The 20,429-nt window shown below is 68.0% G+C and carries 18 protein-coding genes and 3 pseudogenes; 8 read left to right on the forward strand and 13 right to left on the reverse strand.

The features are described 5' to 3' along the window. Nucleotide 1: 1 nt before the first annotated feature. The 5 genes and pseudogenes from IE660_RS05970 to IE660_RS05990 form a co-directional block, all read right to left on the reverse strand. Nucleotides 2-1,183 carry a Gfo/Idh/MocA family protein gene (locus IE660_RS05970; RefSeq protein WP_203567438.1) on the reverse strand — a complete coding sequence of 394 codons (1,182 nt, stop codon included), beginning with the start codon at nucleotides 1,181-1,183 and terminating at the stop codon, nucleotides 2-4. A gap of 2 nt (nucleotides 1,184-1,185) precedes the next feature. Then, nucleotides 1,186-2,256, reverse strand: coding sequence for a Gfo/Idh/MocA family protein (locus tag IE660_RS05975; protein ID WP_203567439.1), 1,071 nt, complete (start codon nucleotides 2,254-2,256; stop codon nucleotides 1,186-1,188). A gap of 12 nt (nucleotides 2,257-2,268) precedes the next feature. Continuing rightward, nucleotides 2,269-3,096 (reverse strand): sugar phosphate isomerase/epimerase family protein, encoded by an 828-nt coding sequence (locus tag IE660_RS05980; RefSeq protein WP_203567440.1) that lies wholly within the window; start codon nucleotides 3,094-3,096, stop codon nucleotides 2,269-2,271. A 198-nt stretch (nucleotides 3,097-3,294) separates the two neighbouring features. After that, nucleotides 3,295-4,452 (reverse strand): annotated as a pseudogene (locus IE660_RS05985) (IS3 family transposase). A gap of 312 nt (nucleotides 4,453-4,764) precedes the next feature. Beyond that, nucleotides 4,765-5,964, reverse strand: coding sequence for an IS110 family RNA-guided transposase (locus IE660_RS05990; protein WP_456237013.1), 1,200 nt, complete (start codon nucleotides 5,962-5,964; stop codon nucleotides 4,765-4,767). A 27-nt stretch (nucleotides 5,965-5,991) separates the two neighbouring features. Here IE660_RS05990 and IE660_RS05995 point away from each other — a divergent pair, with 27 nt between their 5' ends. Beyond that, on the forward strand, nucleotides 5,992-6,270 hold the full coding sequence (locus IE660_RS05995; RefSeq protein WP_203567442.1) for a VOC family protein: 279 nt from the start codon (nucleotides 5,992-5,994) through the stop codon (nucleotides 6,268-6,270). Between the two features lie 86 nt (nucleotides 6,271-6,356). Beyond that, the gene (locus IE660_RS06000) at nucleotides 6,357-7,088 is read left to right on the forward strand and encodes a MerR family transcriptional regulator (RefSeq protein WP_203567443.1); all 732 of its coding nucleotides are present in this window, start codon (nucleotides 6,357-6,359) and stop codon (nucleotides 7,086-7,088) included. Between the two features lie 51 nt (nucleotides 7,089-7,139). On the opposite strand, the gene istB is transcribed toward IE660_RS06000, so the two are convergent. Further along, nucleotides 7,140-7,967, reverse strand: coding sequence for an IS21-like element helper ATPase IstB (gene istB, locus IE660_RS06005; protein ID WP_203567444.1), 828 nt, complete (start codon nucleotides 7,965-7,967; stop codon nucleotides 7,140-7,142). Then, entirely contained in the window at nucleotides 7,964-9,637 is a 1,674-nt protein-coding gene (gene istA / locus IE660_RS06010; protein ID WP_203567445.1) for an IS21 family transposase, read from the reverse strand. The genes istB and istA overlap by 4 nt, the downstream gene beginning before the upstream one ends. Before the next feature lie 138 nt (nucleotides 9,638-9,775). Between istA and IE660_RS06015 the strand changes: the two are divergent. Then, a pseudogene (locus tag IE660_RS06015) lies at nucleotides 9,776-10,540 on the forward strand (ISL3 family transposase); the annotation flags it as partial. A gap of 32 nt (nucleotides 10,541-10,572) precedes the next feature. After that, complete coding sequence (locus IE660_RS06020) at nucleotides 10,573-11,313, forward strand: DNA-processing protein DprA (protein WP_203567446.1); 741 nt, start codon at nucleotides 10,573-10,575, stop codon at nucleotides 11,311-11,313. Here the strand turns inward: IE660_RS06020 and IE660_RS06025 are convergent. Continuing rightward, nucleotides 11,297-11,464, reverse strand: a complete 168-nt coding sequence (locus IE660_RS06025) for a macro domain-containing protein (RefSeq protein WP_203567447.1) — start codon at nucleotides 11,462-11,464, stop codon at nucleotides 11,297-11,299. The two genes, IE660_RS06020 and IE660_RS06025, sit on opposite strands and share 17 nt — an antisense overlap. 31 nt (nucleotides 11,465-11,495) lie before the next feature. On the opposite strand from IE660_RS06025, the gene galE reads away from it, so the two are divergent. Together galE and IE660_RS06035 are read left to right on the forward strand one after the other, a co-directional pair. Further along, nucleotides 11,496-12,485 carry a UDP-glucose 4-epimerase GalE gene (gene galE, locus IE660_RS06030; RefSeq protein WP_203567448.1) on the forward strand — a complete coding sequence of 330 codons (990 nt, stop codon included), beginning with the start codon at nucleotides 11,496-11,498 and terminating at the stop codon, nucleotides 12,483-12,485. Between the two features lie 344 nt (nucleotides 12,486-12,829). Further along, the gene (locus IE660_RS06035; RefSeq protein ID WP_203567449.1) at nucleotides 12,830-13,180 is read left to right on the forward strand and encodes a hypothetical protein; all 351 of its coding nucleotides are present in this window, start codon (nucleotides 12,830-12,832) and stop codon (nucleotides 13,178-13,180) included. Nucleotides 13,181-13,198: 18 nt separating this feature from the next. Here the strand turns inward: IE660_RS06035 and IE660_RS15770 are convergent, their stop codons facing one another. Together IE660_RS15770 and IE660_RS06040 are read right to left on the reverse strand one after the other, a co-directional pair. Continuing rightward, nucleotides 13,199-13,327 carry a DLW-39 family protein gene (locus IE660_RS15770; RefSeq protein WP_235997119.1) on the reverse strand — a complete coding sequence of 43 codons (129 nt, stop codon included), beginning with the start codon at nucleotides 13,325-13,327 and terminating at the stop codon, nucleotides 13,199-13,201. 69 nt (nucleotides 13,328-13,396) lie between these two features. Then, the gene (locus tag IE660_RS06040) at nucleotides 13,397-13,711 is read right to left on the reverse strand and encodes a putative quinol monooxygenase (RefSeq protein ID WP_203567450.1); all 315 of its coding nucleotides are present in this window, start codon (nucleotides 13,709-13,711) and stop codon (nucleotides 13,397-13,399) included. Between the two features lie 82 nt (nucleotides 13,712-13,793). Between IE660_RS06040 and IE660_RS06045 the strand changes: the two genes are divergently transcribed. Then, nucleotides 13,794-14,804, forward strand: a complete 1,011-nt coding sequence (locus tag IE660_RS06045; protein WP_235997120.1) for an NAD(P)-dependent oxidoreductase — start codon at nucleotides 13,794-13,796, stop codon at nucleotides 14,802-14,804. A 143-nt stretch (nucleotides 14,805-14,947) separates the two neighbouring features. On the opposite strand, the gene IE660_RS06050 is transcribed toward IE660_RS06045, so the two are convergent. The 3 genes from IE660_RS06050 to IE660_RS06060 are packed head-to-tail and all read right to left on the reverse strand — an operon-like array spanning nucleotide 14,948 to nucleotide 18,919. After that, nucleotides 14,948-16,492: a UxaA family hydrolase gene (locus tag IE660_RS06050; RefSeq protein WP_203567451.1), complete on the reverse strand. Its 1,545-nt coding sequence runs from the start codon at nucleotides 16,490-16,492 to the stop codon at nucleotides 14,948-14,950. After that, entirely contained in the window at nucleotides 16,489-17,070 is a 582-nt protein-coding gene (gene eda / locus IE660_RS06055; RefSeq protein WP_203567452.1) for a bifunctional 4-hydroxy-2-oxoglutarate aldolase/2-dehydro-3-deoxy-phosphogluconate aldolase, read from the reverse strand. Before eda ends, IE660_RS06050 begins: the two co-directional genes overlap by 4 nt. A 4-nt stretch (nucleotides 17,071-17,074) precedes the next feature. Next, the gene (locus IE660_RS06060; protein ID WP_203567453.1) at nucleotides 17,075-18,919 is read right to left on the reverse strand and encodes a hypothetical protein; all 1,845 of its coding nucleotides are present in this window, start codon (nucleotides 18,917-18,919) and stop codon (nucleotides 17,075-17,077) included. Nucleotides 18,920-19,183: 264 nt separating this feature from the next. On the opposite strand from IE660_RS06060, the pseudogene IE660_RS16575 reads away from it, so the two are divergent. Further along, nucleotides 19,184-20,335 (forward strand): annotated as a pseudogene (locus IE660_RS16575) (sensor histidine kinase); the annotation flags it as partial. Nucleotides 20,336-20,429: the final 94 nt, after the last annotated feature.

A 20,429-nucleotide genomic window follows, 5' to 3' on the forward strand; every position in this document is an offset into this window, starting at 1 on the left:
GTCAGCTGCGCGAGGGCCAGTCGCCGCCCTCGTCGGTGATCCGCTTGTTCAGCTCGTGCAGGTAGCGGGGCTCGTCGAAGTTCTCGATCGAGACCTCTTCGCCGGTCCAGGCCGACAGGTGGATCGCGTTGGCCAGCCGCACGCCGTGGATGCCGTCGCCGCCGGGGGCGAGCAACTGCTCCTCACCGTGCACGGCTGCGGCGAAGTTGCGCAGCACCTCGATGTGCTGCATGCCCCAGACCGAGCCGTAGTCCTTGGTCTCGGTGTCGAAGTACTCCTTGGAGTCGAGCTCGCCACGGAAGATCTGCGACACCTGCTGCATGGTGAGCTGCTTGCTGAGCTCCTGCTCGCTGGCCTTGAGCTTGGTGATGGTCACGCTCTTCGACCCGTCGACGACGATCTTGCCCTTGTCACACAGGATCTCGAGGCGGTCGGTGCCGGCGATGTCGTGGGTGCAGGTGATGAAGGTGCCGGTGGCGCCGTCGCCGAAGTCGACCAGGGCGTTCACCTCGTCCTCGACGACGATGTCGCGCTTGAAACCGAAGGCGCACTTGGCGAACACGCTCTTGGGCACGCCGCAGATCCACTGCCACAGGTCGAGCTGGTGGGGAGCCTGGTTGACCAGGACGCCGCCGCCCTCGCCGCCCCAGGTCGCACGCCACGCCGACTGGTCGTAATAGCCCTGCGGACGCCACCAGGTGGTGATGATCCACGAGGTGTGGCGAAGCGCGCCCAGCTCACCGGAGTCGAGCAGGGCCTTGATGTCCTTGTAGAGCGGGTTGGTGCGCTGGTTGAAGAACACCCCGAAGACCAGCTCGGGCTTGGTGGCAGCGTGGTCGATCACCTCGCGGGCCTGCTTGGTGTAGACGCCGACCGGCTTCTCGAGCAGCGCATGGATGTTGCGGTCGAGCGCGGCGATGCCCATCTCGGGGTGCAGGTAGTGCGGCACGGTGGTGACGATGGCGTCGACCTGGCCGGAGTCGAGCATGGCGATGTAGTCGGTGTGGAAGGGGGCACCGAAGCCCTCGGCGGCCTCACGCTTGGACTCGTCGATGTCGCAGATGGCGCCGAGCACCATGCCGGGCACCTTGTCCTCCTGGAGGAACCTGGCGTACATCCCTCCCTCGGCGCCGAGTCCGATGATGCCCAGGCGGACGGGGCTGGGGGTGGTGGTGTCGTTCATGGTCACTCCTGGTGGGATGAGGTGGCAGTGGGCGTAGTCGGGGGGTGCAGGGGGTTCTCCCCCGCCTGTGGAACCGTCAGGGGGCGTTCGGGGCCGGTGTCGCGGTAGATGGCGGCCAGGATCTGCAGGGTGATGTCGGCCTCGTCGGGTGAGATCCAGAACGGCTGGTCGTCGTCCAACCGGTCGTAGAAGTCACGGATCAGCAGTTCGTGGGAGTAACCCCAGTAGGCGCGGCCGGTGGAGGGCACGAGCCGTTCAGGGGTGTAGCTCGAGCGGCCGGAGTCGAAGTCGGTGACGGTCAGGCCCTCGAACAGCCGTGCGCTGCCCAGCTCGCCCCAGATCTCGATCTCGACCGGGCGGTGGACGGCGGAGTTCAAGGTGGCGAAGAAGGTGGTCTGTGCTCCCGACGGATGGGTGATCCAGGCGGTGGCGGTGTCCTCGACCTCGATCTGGCCGTCGAACTTGGTCTGGGCGGCGTGGCCACGCACGTCCTCGACCCCACCCAGCAGCCACTGGACGAGGTCGAGGGTGTGGATGGCCTGGTTGATCAGCACGCCGCCGCCGCTGCCGTCCCAGGTCGCCCGCCACGGACGGGCCTGGTAGTAGGGCATGGTGCGGGTCCAGACCACATTGGCCCACGCCCCCTGGATGGTGCCCAGCTCGCCCTGGTCGAGCACCCGCTTGAGTTCCTGGGCGGTGGCGTTGTAGCGGTTCTGGAAGCAGATGCCGACCTTGCCGGTGGCCCGGCGTGCGGCCTCGATGATCGCATCGGCACCGGCACGGGAGTGGGCCAGCGGCTTCTCGAGGATCACGTTCGCCCCGGCGTCGAGCAGGTCGACCGCGACCGGTGCGTGCTGGTGGTGCGGGGTGGTGACATGGACGACATCGGGAGCGAGGTCGGCATACATCTGGTTGTGGTCGCCATAGACCGCCACACCGTGGGCGGCCGCGGCTTCGGCGCGCTCGTGGTCGGTCTCGACCAGGCCGACGAGTTCGGCGTCCTGGATCGCCTCGATCGCGGTCAGGTGGACGACCGAGACGTCGCCGACGCCGACCAGGGCCACGCGTGTCATCTCGTCCCCCACTCAGGCGTACTCGACGCCGACCTCGTCGAACAACCCGACCAGTGCGTCGTGGGCCTTGGCCCACAGCGTCGGTCCGGTCATCGCCCCGAAGGCGGTGTAGTCGGCCAGGTGCGGCTCGATGGAGAAGAAGCCGTCGTAGCCGGACTCCTTGAGCGCAGCGATGAGTTCGCGCCACTGTCCGTCGCCGTCACCGGCGGGGACGATGGTCGGGGTGCCGGCGACCGCATCCTTGACGTGCACGTAGGCGATCCGGTCGCGCAGCAGCGGCCAGGCCTCGTCGAACGGACGAGCGTCGCACTGCACGTAGTTGGCGGGGTCGATGATCAGCTTGAAGTGGTCGCAGGCCAGTGCGTCGGCGAGCCCCTTGACCCGGCTGGGCACGTCGCCGTAGATGTCCTTCTCGTTCTCGTGCAGCAGGACGACGTCGGCGCCCGCGGCCCGGTCGACCAGGGCGCGCATGCGGCGCAGCACCTCGTCGCGGTGCTGGTCGGGGTCGTCACCCTCGGGGATGAAGAAGCTGAAGATGCGAATGTTGGGGGCGCCGAGGTACTGCGCGACGTGCAGGGCGCGGTCCATGTCGGCCAGGTGGGGCTCGAAGTCGTCGGTGACGAAGATCTTGCCGATCGGCGAACCGACCGAGCTGACCTTGATACCGGCCTCGTCGAGCATCTGCTTGGCCCGGGCCAGCTGCTCGTCGTCGAGCTTGAGCACGTTGATGCCCCAGGCACTGCGGAACTCGACGTACTTGACGCCCAGTTCGGTGAGCAGTGCGATCTGCTCGGCCAGGTCGTCAGCGATCTCGTCAGCGAAACCGGTGCGCGTCCACATGTATGGCCCTCCCAAGGTGGTCTGACCTGCAACCCTAGGCAGGCACGGCGTTGCCGGTCAGGGGTTGCCAAGCTTTGCCGCCATCACCGCACCGGGGCAGGGAGGGGTCGATCAGCGCCCGAGTCGGGTCTCGATCCGCTCGACCACGGCGGCGTCGAGGGCAACCGGGACTGCTGCACGTCTTGGTGACAGGTTGGGTTAGGCGGCTTGGTCTGCCGGTGTGGTCATGATGGTCTCGAACTCGATGGGGGTCAAACGTCCCGGGCGGGCTTGTCGTCGGCGGCGGTGGTAGGTCCGTTCGATCCAGGTCACGATCGCGATGCGGAGGTCGTGGCGGGTGTGCCAGCGGTGTCGGTCGAGGACGTTGTTCTGGAGCAGGGCGAAGAAGGATTCCATGGCGGCGTTGTCGCCGGCGGAGGCGACCTGGCCCATCGAGCCGGTCAGGTCGTGACGACGCAGGGCGGCCAGGTACTTCCTGGACCGGAATTGACTGCCCCGATCGCTGTGCACGATGCAGCCGGTCACTTTGCCGCGGCGGGCCACCGCCATGGCGAGGGCGTCGACCGCGATCCGGGACTTCATCCGGTCACTGATGGAGTAGCCGACGATCCGGTTGGAGTACACGTCCTTGACCGCGCACAGGTACAGCTTGCCCTGGCCGGTGCGGTGCTCGGTGATGTCGGTCAGCCACAACTGGTTCGGCGCTACGGAGGTGAAGTCGCGCCGCACGTGGTCGTCGTGGACGGGCGGGCCCGGCTTCTTCCCGTTCGTGCTGCGCTTCTTGCCGAACACGCTCCACCACCGGTTGGCCGCACAGATCCGCCACACCCGCCGGTCGCAGCCGGTGTGGCCGGCTGCACGGACCTCATCGGCCAGCAGCCGGTAGCCGAACTCCGGATCATCGTGGTGGGCGTCGAACAACGCGTTCGCCAGAAGCGCCTCATCGAGTTCCCTGGCAGTGACCGGACGGGCGAGCCAGCGGTAGTAGGGCTGGCGGGCGAGCTTGAGGACCCGCCACTCACCGTGACGGGGATCTGGTCAGCAGCGAGCTCCTTCACGAGCGGGCACATCTTTTTCCGGCAAGTTGGCCTGCGACAAATACGCCACCGCGCGGCGCAGGATCTCGTTCTCCTGCTCCAGCAGCCGGCTACGGCGCTTCAACTCCCGCAGCTCGGCCGACTCCGCGCTGGTCACACCGGGCCGGTGGCCGTCCTCGACATCAGCGCGCTGCAGCCAGTTCCGCAGACACGACTCACTGATCCCGAAGTCCTTGGCGATCTGGGCAATCGGAGCCTCGCCACGACGGGCCACCGCGACCACGTCGTCACGGAACTCCTTCGGATGGGGTCTGGGCATGGTCAACATCCTTCCAGCAGGACCTCTCGGCCCCACAGATCGAATGTCACCTCCTCGTGCAGCAGTCCCCTCCCTTTTCAGCCGCCGGAAACGGTCCCCAATTCGACCGTCGTTGACAGGCGATGTCAGTCTGATATTCGCGGGTTGGTTACCGCAGGACGGTGCTTTCGGCTCGGAACGTCACGCGTGTCTAGGATCGAGCGTCGCCGCCGGTGAGGGTGGCTGCTCATAGGTGTATCGCGGGTCGTTCCGGTCGCTGCGTCACCTCGTGACCGGCCGGTCTCCAGGCCAAGTTCGTGGTCCTCGAAGGGACTATTCCTCGAGGACGGCCAGCGACCAGCACCACCCGGCGAGTTCGCGGGCGATCGCGGCGTTGGCGACGTTGTTGGCCTTCTTGCGCTTCTTGAACTGGTTCCAGCGGTGGTTCAACCGGCGGTTGCCCAGATCCCCGCGGGCCCGGGCGGCGGGGCTGGCGAGGTCCCAACGGTCACGGATCGTCTTGCCCGAGACGTAGCGGTGTTGGTGGTGCCAGGCGGCCTCGACCAACAGACGCCGGGCATGTCCGTTGCCGGTCTTGGTGATCGGGCCAAGTGAGCGGGACTGCCCCGACGAGTTCTCCGACGGGACGAGGCCGACGAAAGATCCGATGGAGTTCCCGGTGAACCTGGCCCAGTCGCCGATCTCGACCGCCAACCCGAACCCCGTCAGCGTCGAGATCCCCCGCAGACAGCCCAGCCGATGAACGGTGTCGGTCCACGGACTGTCGGCAGCCATCGCGGCGATGCGGTCGTCGAGACGATCACGGCGCGCCGTGATCGTGACCACACTGTCGTAGGCCTCATCGAAGGCGGCCTGGACCAAGGGCGAGTCGAAGCGCTGGCGCTTGAGCCAGGCGTCATGCGCGTTGCTCCAGGCCTGACCGCCCGAGTAGACGATCCCATGCCGCAGCAGCAGCTTCGACAACCGATGCCTGGCACGCATCAAGTCACTACGGCAGTCCTCCCGAGCCCGAACGAGGTCACGGGCAGCCTCGGTGAGCTCATCGGGAACAGTGACCGCCGAGTAGGCGTCCAACCGGAGCAGCATCGAGAGATGTTCAGCATCGATCGCATCGGTCTTCACCCTCGATCCGGCTGGCCTCTGGAGCTTGGACGGCGCGGCGACCACCGTTCGGATGTCGTTGGCCAGCAGGGTTCGGGCCAGACCGTAACCGGTCGGTCCGGCCTCGTAGATCGCCGCGGCCGGGCCGGGCAGGGTCTTGATCCAGCCGGTCACTTCCACAGGGTCGGGGCAGAGTCTGGCTTTGAAGATTTCTCCGGTCTGGACGTCCATCGCATGCGCCACCACGGAGCGGGCATGCACATCCAGACCAACACTCGTACGCTCAGTAAACAACCGGGGCCTCCCACGTATGTCGGAAAGGCCAGACAGGCCCACCCTGTCCGGCAACCCACGAATCGTTGCGCGGCGAGGCCCCGGCCTGCCAGAGCTCTCACCCCGAATCGAGGTCACCCATACCGTCTAGGCAGTGCCCACCTCATGCTCGACCAAGCCGACATCGGCAGGACGTGGCAGACGGCACCCTTCGACCCGCCCTTGGGACGCGGGATCAACTTCCAGATCTCCGTGCCTGATGTTGCCGTGCAACTCAGGCAGCTCCGTGAGGCGGGCTGGCCGCTGTTCATGGAACCGGAAGAGAAGTGGTACCGCATCAGCCTGAGCGAGGAGGCGGGCGTTCGCCAGTTCCTCGTGCAGGACCCCGACGGCTACCTGGTGCGTCTCCAGATGTCGTTGGGACAGCGAACGTTGGAGCAGTAGCCCAACGCGGCAAGAGCGTGCGCCAGTGGCCATGCTCGCGTCCCGGGGGTTGACTCTCGGGCAACCCGAAGCACGACTCTGGAGTTGTGAGTGATGATCTTCTCAATGTCGGGCCGTTCGCCAAGCGCGCGGGGCTCAGCGTTCACGCCCTGCGCCACTATGACGCGTTGGGACTGCTAAAGCCCACCGAAGTCGATCCCAAGACCGGCTACCGCCGCTATTCCACTAGTCTGCTTACGGCAGCAAGGCTCATCGCTGATCTGCGCTGGCTCGACGTCCCACTCCCCGACGTTCGGGACATACTCGCGGCACCCTCCTCAGACCGGGCGCGGACGTTGCTCGAGTCGCATGTCGAACGCCTTGTTCGCACCCGCCACCATCTCGATCAGCAGATCGCTCAGTGCAGTGTCTACGCGTCCAAAGGAGTACCTGTGCCCACCATCCTCACCACCGTTGTCCCGGTCCAGCTGAAAATCCGGGTAGCCAACAAAGAGAGAGCACGACGCTTCTACGAGGACGCCTTCGGCCTGGCACAACAGGTGATCCGGCACACCGAAGACGCCGACTACGACGGCTACCTGTTTGGTGATTACGGCCAGCCAGGTTTCTTTCTGCTTCTACTGGTTGACGACACCGACTTCGACTGCCCCGGCCGCAGCACCCTCGGCCTGCTCGTCCCAGACCTCGACACCATCCACCACCAGGCTCTCTTAGCCGGGGCGACCGAAACAGTACCCATCACGGACGCCGACGGGATGCCCCGAGCGAGTGCAGTCACCGATCCAGATGGCAACTGGATCTGGCTCTACCAAGGATGAGGCCCCTGTGCCTCCCCCCAAGGACGCGCGCTCATCGGCAGTTTAGGAATGTCACGCGCCTGTGGAGGGGGTCTGGTGGCGTGCTCGGGTGTGGGCGAGTCGGTAGGAGTTGGTTCCGGTTTCGATGATGGTGGCGTTGTAGGTGAGGCGGTCGACGATCGCTGCGCACAGTCGTGGGTCGGTGAAGGTGTCGGTCCAGGCGGAGAAGGACTGGTTGGACGCGATCGCGATGGCGTTCTTCTCTTCGCGTTCGGTGAGGACCTGGAACAGCAGTTCGGCGCCTCGCCGGTCGAGCTCCATGTATCCCAGTTCGTCAATGACCAGGAGATCCACTCTTCCGTAGCGGTTGATGGTCTTGGTGAGTTGCTTCTCGTCAGCGGCCTCGACGAGCTCGTTCACCAGGCGGGTTGCGAGGGTGTAGCGGACGCGGTAGCCCTGCTCTGCGGCGGCGGTGCCGAGAGCGATGAGCAGGTGGGACTTGCCGGTGCCGGAGTCCCCGATCAGGCACAGCGGGTCGCCGCGGCGGATCCAGTCGCCGGTGGCGAGCTCGTTGATGGTGGCGGGGTTGATGTTCGGGTTCGCGGTGAAGTCGAAGTCGGCGAGCCACTTCTCGCGGGGGAATCCGGCGCTCTTGATACGGCGCAGGGTGGAGCGGCGGTCACGGTCGTCGACCTCGGCCAGGAGCAGCTCGGCGAGGAAGCCCTGGTAGGTGAGTTGTTCCTTGGTGGCGGTGGTGATCGCCTCATCGACGACGGACCGGATGGTGGGCAGTCGTAGGCGGCGGCAGGCCTGGTCGATCGCGGCCTGGGCGGCTTGTTCGGTGAGGCTGTGACGGCGGCGAAGACCGCCCGGACGGGAGCTGCTGGTGTTCGTGGTCATGGGGTTCCTGTCTGGGTGTGGTGGTGGACCTCTGCGGGGGCCGGGGCGGGATCGGTGGCCGTGTGGCGGCGGCGGAGGAGTTCGTCGTAGGCAGTGACAGTGGGCAGGGGTCGGGTGTCCTCGGGCAGGTGCGCGATGACCTGGTGTGGGTCGGTGGGGCGTCGTGGTGGCAGGTTCACGACCGTCCCCCGCCTGGTCGGGCTGACTGGGGCGGGTGTGTGGGTGGTGGCGTGGCGGCGGGCTTCGACGGCGACGACGTCGGGGCTGATCGCACCAACGGACAGGGCGCTAGTGATGCCGGCGATCACCGCCTCGGCGGGGAGGGATCGGTGGAGCAGGAGCACGTCGATCAACTCCTGGGTGCCCGCGACGTCGCCGCTGGTCTTGCGGGCGGCAGCCCAGAACGCGTCGTGCGCGGCGGTGAACGCCCCCGCGGCTCTGGCTTGAGCGAGGGCGGTGGAGCCGGGGAACGCACCGGGCTTGTGCCGCAGGACCTCGAGGTAGTGGTCCAGCTCGACCCGGGTCACGCCACGGGTGCCGAGGCGTGGGTGGGTCGCGACGACGCTGCGGCCCTCGAACACGACCACGCACGAGGCCCGCAACGACACACGGACACGTTGCCCGATCAGGTGCGCCGGAACGGAGTACTTGACCATGCGGACAGTGATCAGGGCGGAGCGGTCGACCCGGGGATGGAGGATCAAGCCGGGGTCGAAGTCATCGGCCGGCAACGGAGCCAGGTGGGGCAGTTCGGCGCGGTAGTCCTGCCCGATCGTGTTCGCATGGCCGGCGATCCGGCGGGTGTTGTCGTCGACTTCCCAGACACGGATCTGGTCGTTGAGTTCGTCCAGGCTGGCGACCTCGGGCATCGGGGTGAGGTGGTTGCGGCGGAACCAGCCGACCTCGCCCTCGACACCGCCCTTCTCATGGGCGCCGTCGATGCCGGGCTGGCAGTAGAACGCGTCGAAACCGTAGTGGGAACGAAACAGCACCCAGCGTTCGTTCTCCTCGCGGAGCCGGTCACCGCCATGGATTACCTGCACGACCGCGGACGTGAGGTTGTCGTAGCGGATGTGGCGGGTCGGGATGCCGCCCAGGGCGTGGAAGGCCTCGATGTGGCCCTCGAGGAAGGCCTCCTGCCCACCGGTCGGGTAGACGCGGTGGATCGCCTTGCCCGAGTGCGACAGACGGTAGACGAACATGTGGCACTTGGTCTTGACGCCGTCCAGGATCACATACACCTCACCGAAGTCGACCTCCGCCTCCGCGCCGGGGGCGTGGTCCTGCGGCACCATCGCCTCCACCCGCCGCCCGGCCTCCAGATCGATCTGCGCGCGCCGGACCCGCACGTAGTCCCGCACCGTGGAATAGGACAGGTCCGTGGCGCCGTGCTCGTCGCGTAGCCGGGCCAGGATCCTGGTCGCAGTGTGACGCTGCTTGCGCGGCGCGGTCAGGTCATAGCGCAGCATTTCGTCGATCGCCGCCTTGTACGGGTCCAGGCGCGGTGCCGTGCGGACCGGGGTCTTGCGGGGTGGTGGTTCGGCCGAGGCGAGTGCCTGGCGGACGGTGCGGCGGTGCACCCCGTGCTTGCGCGCGAGCTCGCGGATGGACAGACCATCGACTCGCGCGTCGTGGCGGATGTCGGCAAACAGCTGCACTCGTGACCCCATCTCGGCTCCCTTGCCCTCGCGACTGGTTCCCAGTGATGGGGACCAGCGTGAAGGGGTGGGGCCAGTTCAGACCGTCAACACCCCGGCAAGTCGCACGCGGGGCCAGATCAGGCCGTCACAACGGGGCCAAACTAAGCTGTCACAACCAACCTTACTCCCGTTAGGGATGATACTGGTCCCGCGCGTCTGCTCGACATGGTGGAGGGCCGTTCCAAGCAGGCGTTCAAGACGTGGCTCGCCACCCGACCCAAGGTGTGGCGGGACGGGGTCGAGGTCGTGGCCATGGATGGTTTCACCGGGTTCAAGACAGCCACCACCGAGGAACTCCCTGACGCGGTCACCGTCCTGGATCCGTTTCACGCAGTCAGGTTGGCCGGCGATGCCCTCGACGAGTGCCGGCGTCGGGTCCAACAGACCCTGCACGGCCACCGAGGCCGTGCTGATGATCCGCTCTACCGGGCCCGTCGCACCTTGCACACCGGCCTGGATCTGCTCACCACCAGGCAGAAGGCCCGGCTGGAAGCCTTGTTCGCCGGCGATGAGCACGTCGAAGTCGAAGCTACCTGGGCGGTCTACCAACGGATGATCGCTGCCTATCGCGAACCCAAGCCCGCTGAAGGGAAGGCCCGCATGCAGGCCGTCATCGCCGCCCTCAGCAGCGGTGTCCCCGCCGCGTTGACCGAGCTCGCCGTGCTGGGCCGCACGCTGAAGAAGCGGGCCGCTGACGTGCTGGCCTACTTCGACCGGCCGGGCACCTCGAATGGCCCCACCGAAGCCCTGAATGGCCGGCGGGAACACCTCCGCGGCAGCGCCCTCGGCTTCCGGAACCTCACCAACTACGTCGCCAGATCCCTCCTCGAGACCGGCGGATTCAGACCGCGACTACACCGTGGTTTGGGATGAGCCCCTTAACCCTTCCCCCAAGCAAAAGGCATGTGCGACCATACGACAGCACCAGCTGCGAGGCAGCCACCGGCGGGCGCGACTGCCCCCGCCATCACCACTACACCGCACCCGCACAGGTGCGCCAGATCGAGCCCGGGGTGGGGGAGTGGCCAGCCGAGCTGCTGGCCGACATGACAGCACCTCCCAGCCAGCTGTGGGTCAAGTCCGCGGGAGGTGACCTCGCCGCCATGGCCGCTGAGGCGGTGGTGGTGACCGGTAGCAGAGCATCGAGCAGTTGCGGCGACCACGTCGCCGGCGAGCTGGCGGCCGGGCTGGCCCAGGCCGGACACGTGATCAGCAACGGGGGAAGCTTCGGGATCGACACGGCCGCGGTCCGTGCCGCGCTGGCAGTGGGAGGCAGGGTGCTGCTGGTGCTCAGTGGCGGCGTCGACGTCGCCTACCCACGAGCCCACCAAGACCTGTTCGAGCAAGTCCTCCACCACCAAGGAATGCTGGTCAGTTCCACAGCGCCCCATGCTGCACCCACCCGGGCAGGGATGGCCGCTCGAGCAGAACTGGCAGCCGCGCTGTGCCGAGGGGTCGTGATCGTCGAAGCCGCCGCCCGAAGCGGGGCACTGATCCTGGCCGATCACGCCGACACCATGAACCGACCCCTCGCAGCGGTGCCCGGCCCACTCACCAACTGCCGCAGCACCGGCACCCACCACCTGATCAAGACCGGACAAGCCCAACTCATCGAAGACGCCAACGACATCACAGACGTGATCTGACACAACGAAACAAGAGGTCGGTCTGCCCGGCTCGGTGGATGGCTCCGTCGACACCCCCGCCACCGCGCATCGCGGAGTTCGCGGCGTTGACGATCGCGTCGACCTCGGCGGTGGTGATGTCTGCCTGCACAGCTGTCAGTTCGGGGGCCATGGCTCGATTGTGCGTCACTAGGCTGAGTTCCATGCGCATCGTGATCACCGGCGGAGCCGGCTACATCGGCAGCACCATCGCCTCGGCGTGTGAGGACGCCGGGCACAAGGTCGTCATCGTCGACGACTTCTCGGCCGGACGACGCGAGTTCGTCGGCGAGCGTCCGCTGTACGAGGGCGACTTCGCCGACCCGGAACTGTGGCTGAGGCTGGTCGCGGCCCAGCAGGTCGACGCCGTGGTGCACTGTGCCGCCAAGATCGTCGTCCCCGAGTCGGTCGAGCAGCCACTGGCCTACTACGAGAACAACGTCGGCAAGACCATCGACCTGCTCGGCATCCTCGCCGAGCACGCGGTCAACCGGGTGCTGTTCAGCTCGTCCGCCTCGATCTATGCCACCGACGAGAACTTCCAGGTCACCGAGGACTCTGCCCTCGACCCGCAGTCGCCCTATGCCACCACGAAGTTCATGATGGAGTTCATCCTGCGCGACGCGGCTCGGGCGAGCGACCTGCACGCGATCAGCCTGCGCTACTTCAACCCGATCGGGTCAGACCCGAAGCTGCGCTCCGGCCAGCAGATCGAGCACCCCAGCCACGTGCTGGGCAAGATGATCGACGCCTGGCTCGAGAAGCGGCCATTCACCGTCACCGGCGTCGACTGGCCGACCCGCGACGGCTCGGGCATCCGCGACTACATCCACATCTGGGACCTCGCCGAGGCCCACGTCGCTGCCTTGGAGAAGTTCGACGAGGTGACCGAGGACGATCCCTACCAGGTGATCAACATCGGCACCGGCAACGGGGTGACGGTCAAGGAGTTGGCCGACGCCCTCCAGGAGGCCACCGGCGAACCGCTCCAGGTCGAGGAGGGTCCGGCTCGTCCCGGTGACGTCGCCGGCGCCTACACCGTCAGCACCAGGGCGGCCGACCTGCTGGGCTGGAAGGCCCAGTTCACCGAGGCCGACGGGGTGCGTGACGCGATTGCCTGGATCCCCAGGCGCAAGCAGATGTTGGGCTACTGACTGTTGGGCCACTGACCCATCCCCCACTCGGCCGGTCCAGCGGCCGGCGACGCCTGAGGTGCACCCCTTGGGGTTGAGTATGCGCCCATGGCAGACACATCGGCGCCGAGCCTGCAGATCACCGAACTGCACAAGCAGTTCCGCACACCGCGCGGCACGGTCAAAGCCGTCCGACGGACCCACCGAGGAGGTGCGCAACACCACCGGCGGACGAACGGTGGCAGCCACGTTCGCCGACCCAGACGCGGCCGCCCGCCAGCTCAGCGCGCTGCCCGGCGTCCACGACGTCGAGGTGCAGGGCGACCGGATCACGATGCTGCTCAACGATCTGGGCACTGTGCTTCGTGATCGCCGTGCTCGGATCGGGCCTGTTCGCGGTCTACGGGTTGGGCTTTGCCCTGCTGCTGCGCAGCGAGACCGCCGCCAGCGTGGCCTCGGGCCTGCTGGTGTTCTTCGCCTTCTTCGGCAACATGTTCATGCCGCTGAGCGCGACGATGCTCAAGATCGCCCACTTCACCCCGCTGTCCGGCTGCGTCGGGTTGGTGAGCTATCCGATGACCGAGGGATGGGTGATGGACGGCGACAAGCGGACCCACGACTCAGTGTGGATGCTGCTGGCCAACGTCGCGGTCTGGTTGGCGGTGTTCATCGCCATGGCGCTGTGGGGCACCCGCCGCGCGACCGCTCGGCAGTGAGTGTGGTCGACGCGTCGCTCAGGTGACCGGGTCGGTCGCCTCGGCCCACAGCGCTGCCTCGCGCTCGGCCTCGGCGACCTTCTGGCGTGCACCAACGACAGCGAGCACGGCTCCGAGGACGGCCAGGATCAGCAGCGGCTTCTTCATGCCAGCCAGCCTACGTGGCCGCCCTCGTCGCTCGGTGCGCTCCCCCTCGCGGTGTTCCCTGACGTTGTTTCAGAGTGCGGCCGGCCACTCACCCTCGGCGGCGTTGTAGGTCTTGATCACCACACCCGGCTGCGACATCATCGCCTGACGCTCCTCGCCACCCTCGCGCACGTGGGGGGCCTGCAGGTGCTTGGCCAGTGCCTCTTCACTGGCCCACTTCTCGACGAAGCCGAGGACGTTGGGGTCTTCGGCACCCTCCTGCAACGCGTAGAGCAGGCAGCCCTCCTCCTGGTGGGTGGCCTCGGCCATCACCTCGAGGCGGCGCTTCAGCTCGTCCCGGTGCTCGGGCAGGGCGTGGAAGATGGCAAGCACATTGATCGTCATGGGGCCCATTGTGGCGTGCCGCACCTCGTCCGCGGCACGAAATGCGTTGCAGGGTGGTCGTCGCGACCACGAGGCTTCACCCATGGGGTTCCACATCGTCGAAGTGGCGCTGGTCACCGACACCGCTCCCGGACCGTCCGACCTGGTCGCCCAGGCCAACGCCCTCGCCGGTGACCGACCGTACAGTGGCGCCATGACTCGAGTGGGATTCGTCGGGGCCACCGGCCTGATGGGGCACGGCATGGCCAGGAACATCGTCGAGAAGGGGTTCGAGCTGGCGATCAGCCTGCGGGCGCCCAACGACAGGGTGGACGACCTGCTGGCCGCGGGCACCACCGTGGTCGACACCGCCGAGCTGGGACGATCCTGCGACGTGGTGGTGGTCTGCGTCACCGGCGCCGACGACGTCGCCGAGGTGGTCGACGCTTTGCTCACCGACCCGCGCGAGAACCTCGTGATCGTCGACAGCTCCACCAGCGAACCGTCGATGACCGCGGCCCTCGTCCGACGCTGTGAGACCAAGGGGGTTCGCTTCGTGGACGCCCCGCTCACCATGGGACCGGCCGAGGCCGAGGCCGGTCGACTGAACGTGATCGTCGGCGCCACCGACGAACTGCTGGAGGAGGTTCGTCCGGTGCTCGAGACCTTCGCGGCACGGATCATCCATGCCGGGCCGACCGGGTCGGCGCACGCGATCAAGCTGATCAACAACTTCATGTACCAGACCATCACCTCGGCGGTCGCCGAGGGACTCGGGGTGGGAGCGAAGGTCGGCGTCAACCTGGCAGCGCTGTACGAGGTGATCACCGCCGGAGGCATGAACTGCCCGGCGGTGCGCACCATGGGCGCCACCATCAACGGTGACTACACCACGATGAACTTCCAGCTCGACAACGCCCTCAAGGACGTGCGCTACTACACCCGGATGGCCGGCCAGCACCGGGTGCCGACACCGGTCGGCAACGGGACTGTGGTGGCCCTCGGTGTCGCCTCGGCCCTGGGGTTCGGGGAGAAGCTCGTCCCCAGCCTCACCGAGGCCGCTGCAGTGCTCGCCGGCGTCGAGATCCGCGGCGAGGTGCCGACCAGCGAGTAGCCCGCGTCGCCCGCCGACGGAGGTGATCGGTGTTGTTGGGGATTGCTGGGTGGACCCAGCGATATCCACCAACCGGCCGATCAGGGTTTCCGGAACTGCCGCGCTGTCGCGGCAATCGCCGAAACTGTGATCGCGCGGCCCGCTCAGACCACCGCGCCCAGGTGCCAGGGGATGAACTCGTCGGCACCGATGCCCAACCGCTCCGAGGCGGTGGCTCGTCCCGAGGCCACCTCGACCACCTCGCGGAACAACTGCTCGCCGACCTGCTCGATGCTGACCCCGTCGAGCACCACCCCGGCGTCGAAGTCCATGTCGCCGGCCAACCTGGCGTACATCGCCGAGTTGGTCGCCACCTTGATGCAGGGCGCTGGACGAGAGCCGAACATCGAGCCTCGTCCTGTGGTGAACACCACGACGTTGGCGCCGCCGGCGATCATCCCGGTGACGCTGACCGGGTCGTAGCCAGGTGTGTCCATGAAGGTCAGCCCGTCGGCGACGATCGGCTCGGCGTAGCCCACCACGTCAGCCAGCGGTGACGACCCGGCCTTGGCGACGGCACCGAGTGACTTCTCGACGATCGTGGTGATGCCGCCGTCCTTGTTGCCCGGGGAGGGGTTGTTGTCGAGCGAGCCGCCGTGGACCGCGGTGTAGTCGCGCCACCAGGCGATCCGCTCGTCCAACTTGTCGGCGACCTCGGACGAGACCGCGCGCTCGGTGAGCAGGTGCTCGGCCCCGTACACCTCGGGGGTCTCGCCGATCACGACCCGCCCGCCCATCCCCACCAGCAGGTCGGCCGTGTGCCCGAGCGCAGGATTGGCGGTGATGCCGGAGTAGCCGTCCGAGCCGCCGCACTTCACCGACAGCACGAGTTCGTCGACTCCGATCGGCTCGCGCTCGACGGCACCGACCTCGGGAAGCAGCCGCTCGACCTCGGCGACCGCCGCCGCCACCGTTGCGCTCACCCCACCCTCGTCCTGGATCACCAGCACCTGGCTGGCGGTCGACGACAACTGGGCGAACAACTCACCGGCCAGCAGCATCTCGCAGCCCAACCCGACCACGACCAGGGCAGCGAAGTTGGGGTGGGTCGCGGTGCCGACCAGGGTCCGCTCGAACAGCCGGGCACCGTCCGACCCCGCCACCAGCCCACACCCCGAGTCGTGGGTCAGCGCCACCACGCCGTCGACGTTCGGGTGGTCGTCGAGTCGCCCGGTGAAGTGGCGCTCGACCATCTGGGCCACCGAGGCCGCGCAGTTCACGCTGGTGACGATGCCGATGTAGTTGCGGGTGGCGGCTCGTCCGTCTGGACGCCGGTAGCCCAGGAAGGTGCGGGGCAGGCGGTCGGGGTTTCCAGATCTCGACACGTCCGCCCGTGATCTCGACACTCCCGCTCGTTCCTCGCGGGCTACTCGATCCACGTCCCCACGCGCCACCGGGACGAACGCCAGGTTGTGGGTGTGCACGTGCTCGCCGGCAGCGATGTCGGCCGTGGCGACCCCGATCACCTGGGAGTACTTGCGCACCGGGTCGCCAACCCGGCGCTGCACCAACGCGACCTTGTGCCCCGCGGGCACCTGCCCGGTGACCTCGACCGACCGGCCATCGGCCTCGACCACGTCACCGGCCGCCAGCGCCTCGAGGGCGACGGCGACGTCGTCACCGGCCCGCAGCACCAGCACCCGCGTCACCGGCCGGCCTCCGACAGGCGCTCCAGCGCCGTGGTGACCATCCACGATCCGCCGACGGCGACCACTGAAGGCAGGGCGAGGTACTCGTCCACGTTGTGCGGGCCGATGCCACCGGTCGGCACCCAGCGCACGGTGCCGAACACCGCCGACAGTGCCCTCAGCGCCGCCGGGCCGCCGTAGGTCGAGGCAGGGAAGAACTTCAGCGTGGTGATGCCCCACTCCAGTGCCGTCATCACCTCGGTCGGCGTCACCGCACCGGGCACCACGACCACGCCACGCTCAGCGGCCCGCTCCACCACACCTCGGTGCAGCCCCGGGCTCACCACGAACTGCGCGCCCGCATCGACCGCCTGGTCGACCTGGTCGGCCGACAGCACGGTGCCGGCACCCACCAGCAGTCCGTCGACCTCGGCCATCGCCCTGATCGAGTCCAGCGCCGCCGGCGTCCGCAGGGTGACCTCGGCCACCCCGATCCCGTCGGCCAGCAACTGCTCGGCCAGTGGCCTCGCCAGCGCGGCGTCGTCCAGGACGACCACGGGGATCAACCGGTGGGCGGTGGGGTCGGTGGCGTGGGTCATCGGATCACTCCTGGCTACGGGTACCGGTCGTCCAGTTGAGTCGCAGCGACGAGTCCCGACCGGTGACGGTGATCGTCGACGCGCCCCGCGGGGCCTGCACCCAGGCGCAGTCGTAGCGTCCGAACGAGGCGTTGCGGCCCACCCCGTCGACCCGGAGGCCCTGCTTCCAGCGCAGTTCGATCCGGTGCGGAGCCCGGGGACGATCGCCCAGCCCGAGCACCGCGTCGAAGACCAGGCTGGTGCGCCGCATGTCGAGAGTTGCCGCCTTGAGCATGGTGGTGAACTCCGACAGGGACGAGTACTCGCCGCGGTCACTGAGCACCACCGCCCAACCGGTCAGGGTGCCGCGCTGCAGCAGTTCGTCCTCACTCGACATCTCGATCGGGTTCAGTGCCACCACGCCGATGAACGAGTCGCCCTTGCGGGCGGCCACCATCCGTTCGGTGAGGGTCGACTCGTCGAACTTCACGAACGGGAAGTACAGGTGTGACAGTTCGTGGCGGCGTCCCTCGAGGTAGCCGCGGCGCAGCCGCAGGTCGTGCAGCACCAGCAGCACGTTGTCGACCTGGCCGATGTCGGGGTTGATCCCGTTGCCCACCCAGGCCGAGGGGGTGGCCGAGCGCACCTCCGATCCCAGGGTCGAGGCGCCGGGGTGGGTGCCGAACACCCTGATGTCGTTCGGCAGCGACGCCATCCACAGACTCTGCTGGTCACCGAACTCGCCGGGCTGGAAGTGCTGGGTGCTCGAGAGCACGTGCCGAGGCGTGCGGTGGGTGACGATGTTGGCCCGTGGCAGCACCAACCCAGTGGTGATCGGGTTGAGCGCACGCAGGGTGGCCCTGGCCATCCGCGGTGACAGCCGCAGGAAGGGACCCAGTTGGGCCAGGTAGCGGTTGCTGGCCAACCCCAGCCGTCGCATGCCGTCGAGGGTGACGCCGACGGTCTCGGGCGTGGTGAAGGCCTGCATCCCCCACGCCGCCCGCAGCACGTCGTCTCGGGCCTCGTCACCGTCGCGGTCACGGTGCCGCATCCGTGAGCCCTCCACGGCCTCACCCGGGTCGCGGCCATGGCTCGTCCTGATCAGGTGAGCGCCGTCGGCACGGGCGATCTCGTCCAGCACGCGGGGCACCTGATAGCGCGACCGGCCGACGAAGATGCTGGTCATGGTCTGCGGGTCGAACCTCGGCGGGGCACCGAACGCGGCCGCGAGGATGCCGTTGAGTTCCGAGCGCACCGGCTCCATCTTCGGCTTGCGATAGGCGCGTCCCTCGCAGGCCACGAACCTGCCCTCGAACCGGTGCAGGGCCATGTCGAGCAGCATCAGGTCGAGCACCATCGACGCCCGGGTGGTCAGGTCGTCGTCCTGGCTGTGTTCGACCAGCAGCGTCAGCGCCGCGATGTCGAGTTCGTAGAAGGTGCCGCTCAGCCACTCCGAGAAGCCATGGCGGAAGCGGTCCTCCAGCCACCACAGCAGCCGGGTGCGTCCGCGCTCGCGGTGCTGGGCACCACTGAACCCGGTGTGCGAGAACACCTTGTCGGGCAGCAGTTGGCCAGACAGGAACTCCCCCACGGCGAACATCGCCTGGTGGTTCTCGGTCCAGGTGCACATCGAGTCGGTGCTGACGTCGTCCATGCCGTGGCGGAACCCGACCAGGCACCGGTCGATCTCATCACGCAGCGCCTGCGGCAACAGGTCGCCCCCGCCCAGTCGCAACGCGAGCACCACCATCAACCGCTGGTCGGCGAGGTCGATCCGGGCGTCGATGAAGTCGATCATGTGATGCACCCAGGTGGTGTCGGCGGTGCCGTTGGCCATCGCCTGCGCGGTGGCACGGTAGGCCCAGCTCACCGCCCCGCCCTCGCCCGCCATGGACGCACAGTTCCTCTCCCGACCGGCAACCGATCGACCCATCAGCACGATAGGCACCCCGCGGCCCGCAGCACCCGACCGCATCGCGAATCGTCACACAAAAGCGACCAAAGCCATCCCGTGGCATGACCGGCCCCGCCCCAGGAGCATCCCGCAGTACGACGCTGCCACCCGGTGGCGACGCCTAGGCTTGGTCCGATGTCCACGACACTGCCCGAAACTGCCGACCAGGAACGCCGGGCATTCCTGGTGAACGGCATCGCCGTGGTGGTGGTCGGGCTGATGGCGCTGCTGCCCTACTTCCTGCTGGGCAGCAGTTCTCCCCGGATGGCGGCTGCGCTGGTCACCGGCCTGCTGATGTGGGCCGGCCTGCTGTGGCGGCGTCGAAACCCGCTGCTGATGCTCGCCCTGGTCACCGCCGGCGGCATCCTGCAACTGTTCCTGCTCAACGTCCCGACCACCTCGGTGGTGGTGATCCCGGTCGCGGTCTACAGCTACGCCCGCTGGGTCGACGGACGACGCTCGCGGCTGGTGCTGCTGCTCGGGGCGGCTGCCGCCGTGCTCGGACCGCTGTCGTGGGTCGCCGGGATGATGAGCCCCTACACCGACTTCACCGCGACGCTCACCTTCTACGTGCTGGCCGCGGTGGTCTGCGGCGGCATGGTGGTCACCCCGTACGCGATCGGACGACGCATCCGCGAGTCAGCGCTGATCACCGACCAGCGCGCCCAGGCCCGTGTGCAGCGCCACCAGGCCGAACTCGCCGAGCGCGAGGCGGCTGCCCGGTTCGCCGAGGTGCGAGCCCGCTCGCAGATCGCGCGCGAGTTGCACGACATCGTCGCCCACTCGCTGTCGGTGATGATCGTCCAGGCCGAGGGCGGACGAGCGCTGGCCGCCAAGCGCCCCGAGCACGCGGCCGAGGTTTTGGGCACGATCGCCGAGACCGGACGAGACGCCCTGGCCGAGATGCGCAGGATTGTCGGCGTGCTGCGCGGGGAGGACCCGGCCGCTCCCGACTACCGACCCACCCCGGGACTGGACGACATCCCCGAGATGGTGGAGCGGTCGGGTGACCGGGTCGCGCTGGTCGTCCGCGGTGCGGTGCCGTCGGTGCCCCAGACCGTCGGCCTGACCGCCTACCGGATCGCCCAGGAGGGCGTCACCAACTTCCTCAAGCACGCCGGACCCGAGGCCAGGTGCCAGGTCACCGTGAGCTACCTTCCCGACATGATCGTGGTCGAGGTCGCCGACGACGGGGTGGGTGCCGCCTCGTCCGACGACGGCGCCGGCCACGGTCTGCAGGGCATGGCCGAACGCGTCGCGGCGATGGGTGGGCAACTGCTCGCCCGACCCAGGAGCACCGGCGGATTCCTGGTGCGGGCCCTGCTGCCGATGCCACCGGCCGGGTCATCGCCCGCGAACTCGCACCCGGCACCGCCGTTCCAGACACCCGCGCCGCCCAACGTTCCGACCATCCCAGGAGGCCCTC

Source organism: Aestuariimicrobium ganziense (genome assembly GCF_015352975.1).
Classification (GTDB): Bacteria; Actinomycetota; Actinomycetes; order Propionibacteriales; family Propionibacteriaceae; genus Aestuariimicrobium; species Aestuariimicrobium ganziense.

What these genes read in the sequence shown, in the direction of transcription:
- IE660_RS05980 (WP_203567440.1), bottom strand. Translation starts at nt 3,096, where the DNA reads ATGTGGACGCGCACCGGTTTCGCTGACGAGATCGCTGACGACCTGGCC.
- IE660_RS06025 (WP_203567447.1), bottom strand. Translation starts at nt 11,464, where the DNA reads ATGGCCCCCGAACTGACAGCTGTGCAGGCAGACATCACCACCGCCGAG.
- galE (WP_203567448.1), top strand. Translation starts at nt 11,496, where the DNA reads ATGCGCATCGTGATCACCGGCGGAGCCGGCTACATCGGCAGCACCATC.
- eda (WP_203567452.1), bottom strand. Translation starts at nt 17,070, where the DNA reads ATGACCCACGCCACCGACCCCACCGCCCACCGGTTGATCCCCGTGGTC.
- istB (WP_203567444.1), bottom strand. Translation starts at nt 7,967, where the DNA reads ATGACCACGAACACCAGCAGCTCCCGTCCGGGCGGTCTTCGCCGCCGT.
- IE660_RS05970 (WP_203567438.1), bottom strand. Translation starts at nt 1,183, where the DNA reads ATGAACGACACCACCACCCCCAGCCCCGTCCGCCTGGGCATCATCGGA.
- IE660_RS06045 (WP_235997120.1), top strand. Translation starts at nt 13,794, where the DNA reads ATGGGGTTCCACATCGTCGAAGTGGCGCTGGTCACCGACACCGCTCCC.
- istA (WP_203567445.1), bottom strand. Translation starts at nt 9,637, where the DNA reads ATGGGGTCACGAGTGCAGCTGTTTGCCGACATCCGCCACGACGCGCGA.
- IE660_RS05975 (WP_203567439.1), bottom strand. Translation starts at nt 2,256, where the DNA reads ATGACACGCGTGGCCCTGGTCGGCGTCGGCGACGTCTCGGTCGTCCAC.
- IE660_RS06040 (WP_203567450.1), bottom strand. Translation starts at nt 13,711, where the DNA reads ATGACGATCAATGTGCTTGCCATCTTCCACGCCCTGCCCGAGCACCGG.
- IE660_RS05995 (WP_203567442.1), top strand. Translation starts at nt 5,992, where the DNA reads ATGCTCGACCAAGCCGACATCGGCAGGACGTGGCAGACGGCACCCTTC.
- IE660_RS15770 (WP_235997119.1), bottom strand. Translation starts at nt 13,327, where the DNA reads ATGAAGAAGCCGCTGCTGATCCTGGCCGTCCTCGGAGCCGTGCTCGCT.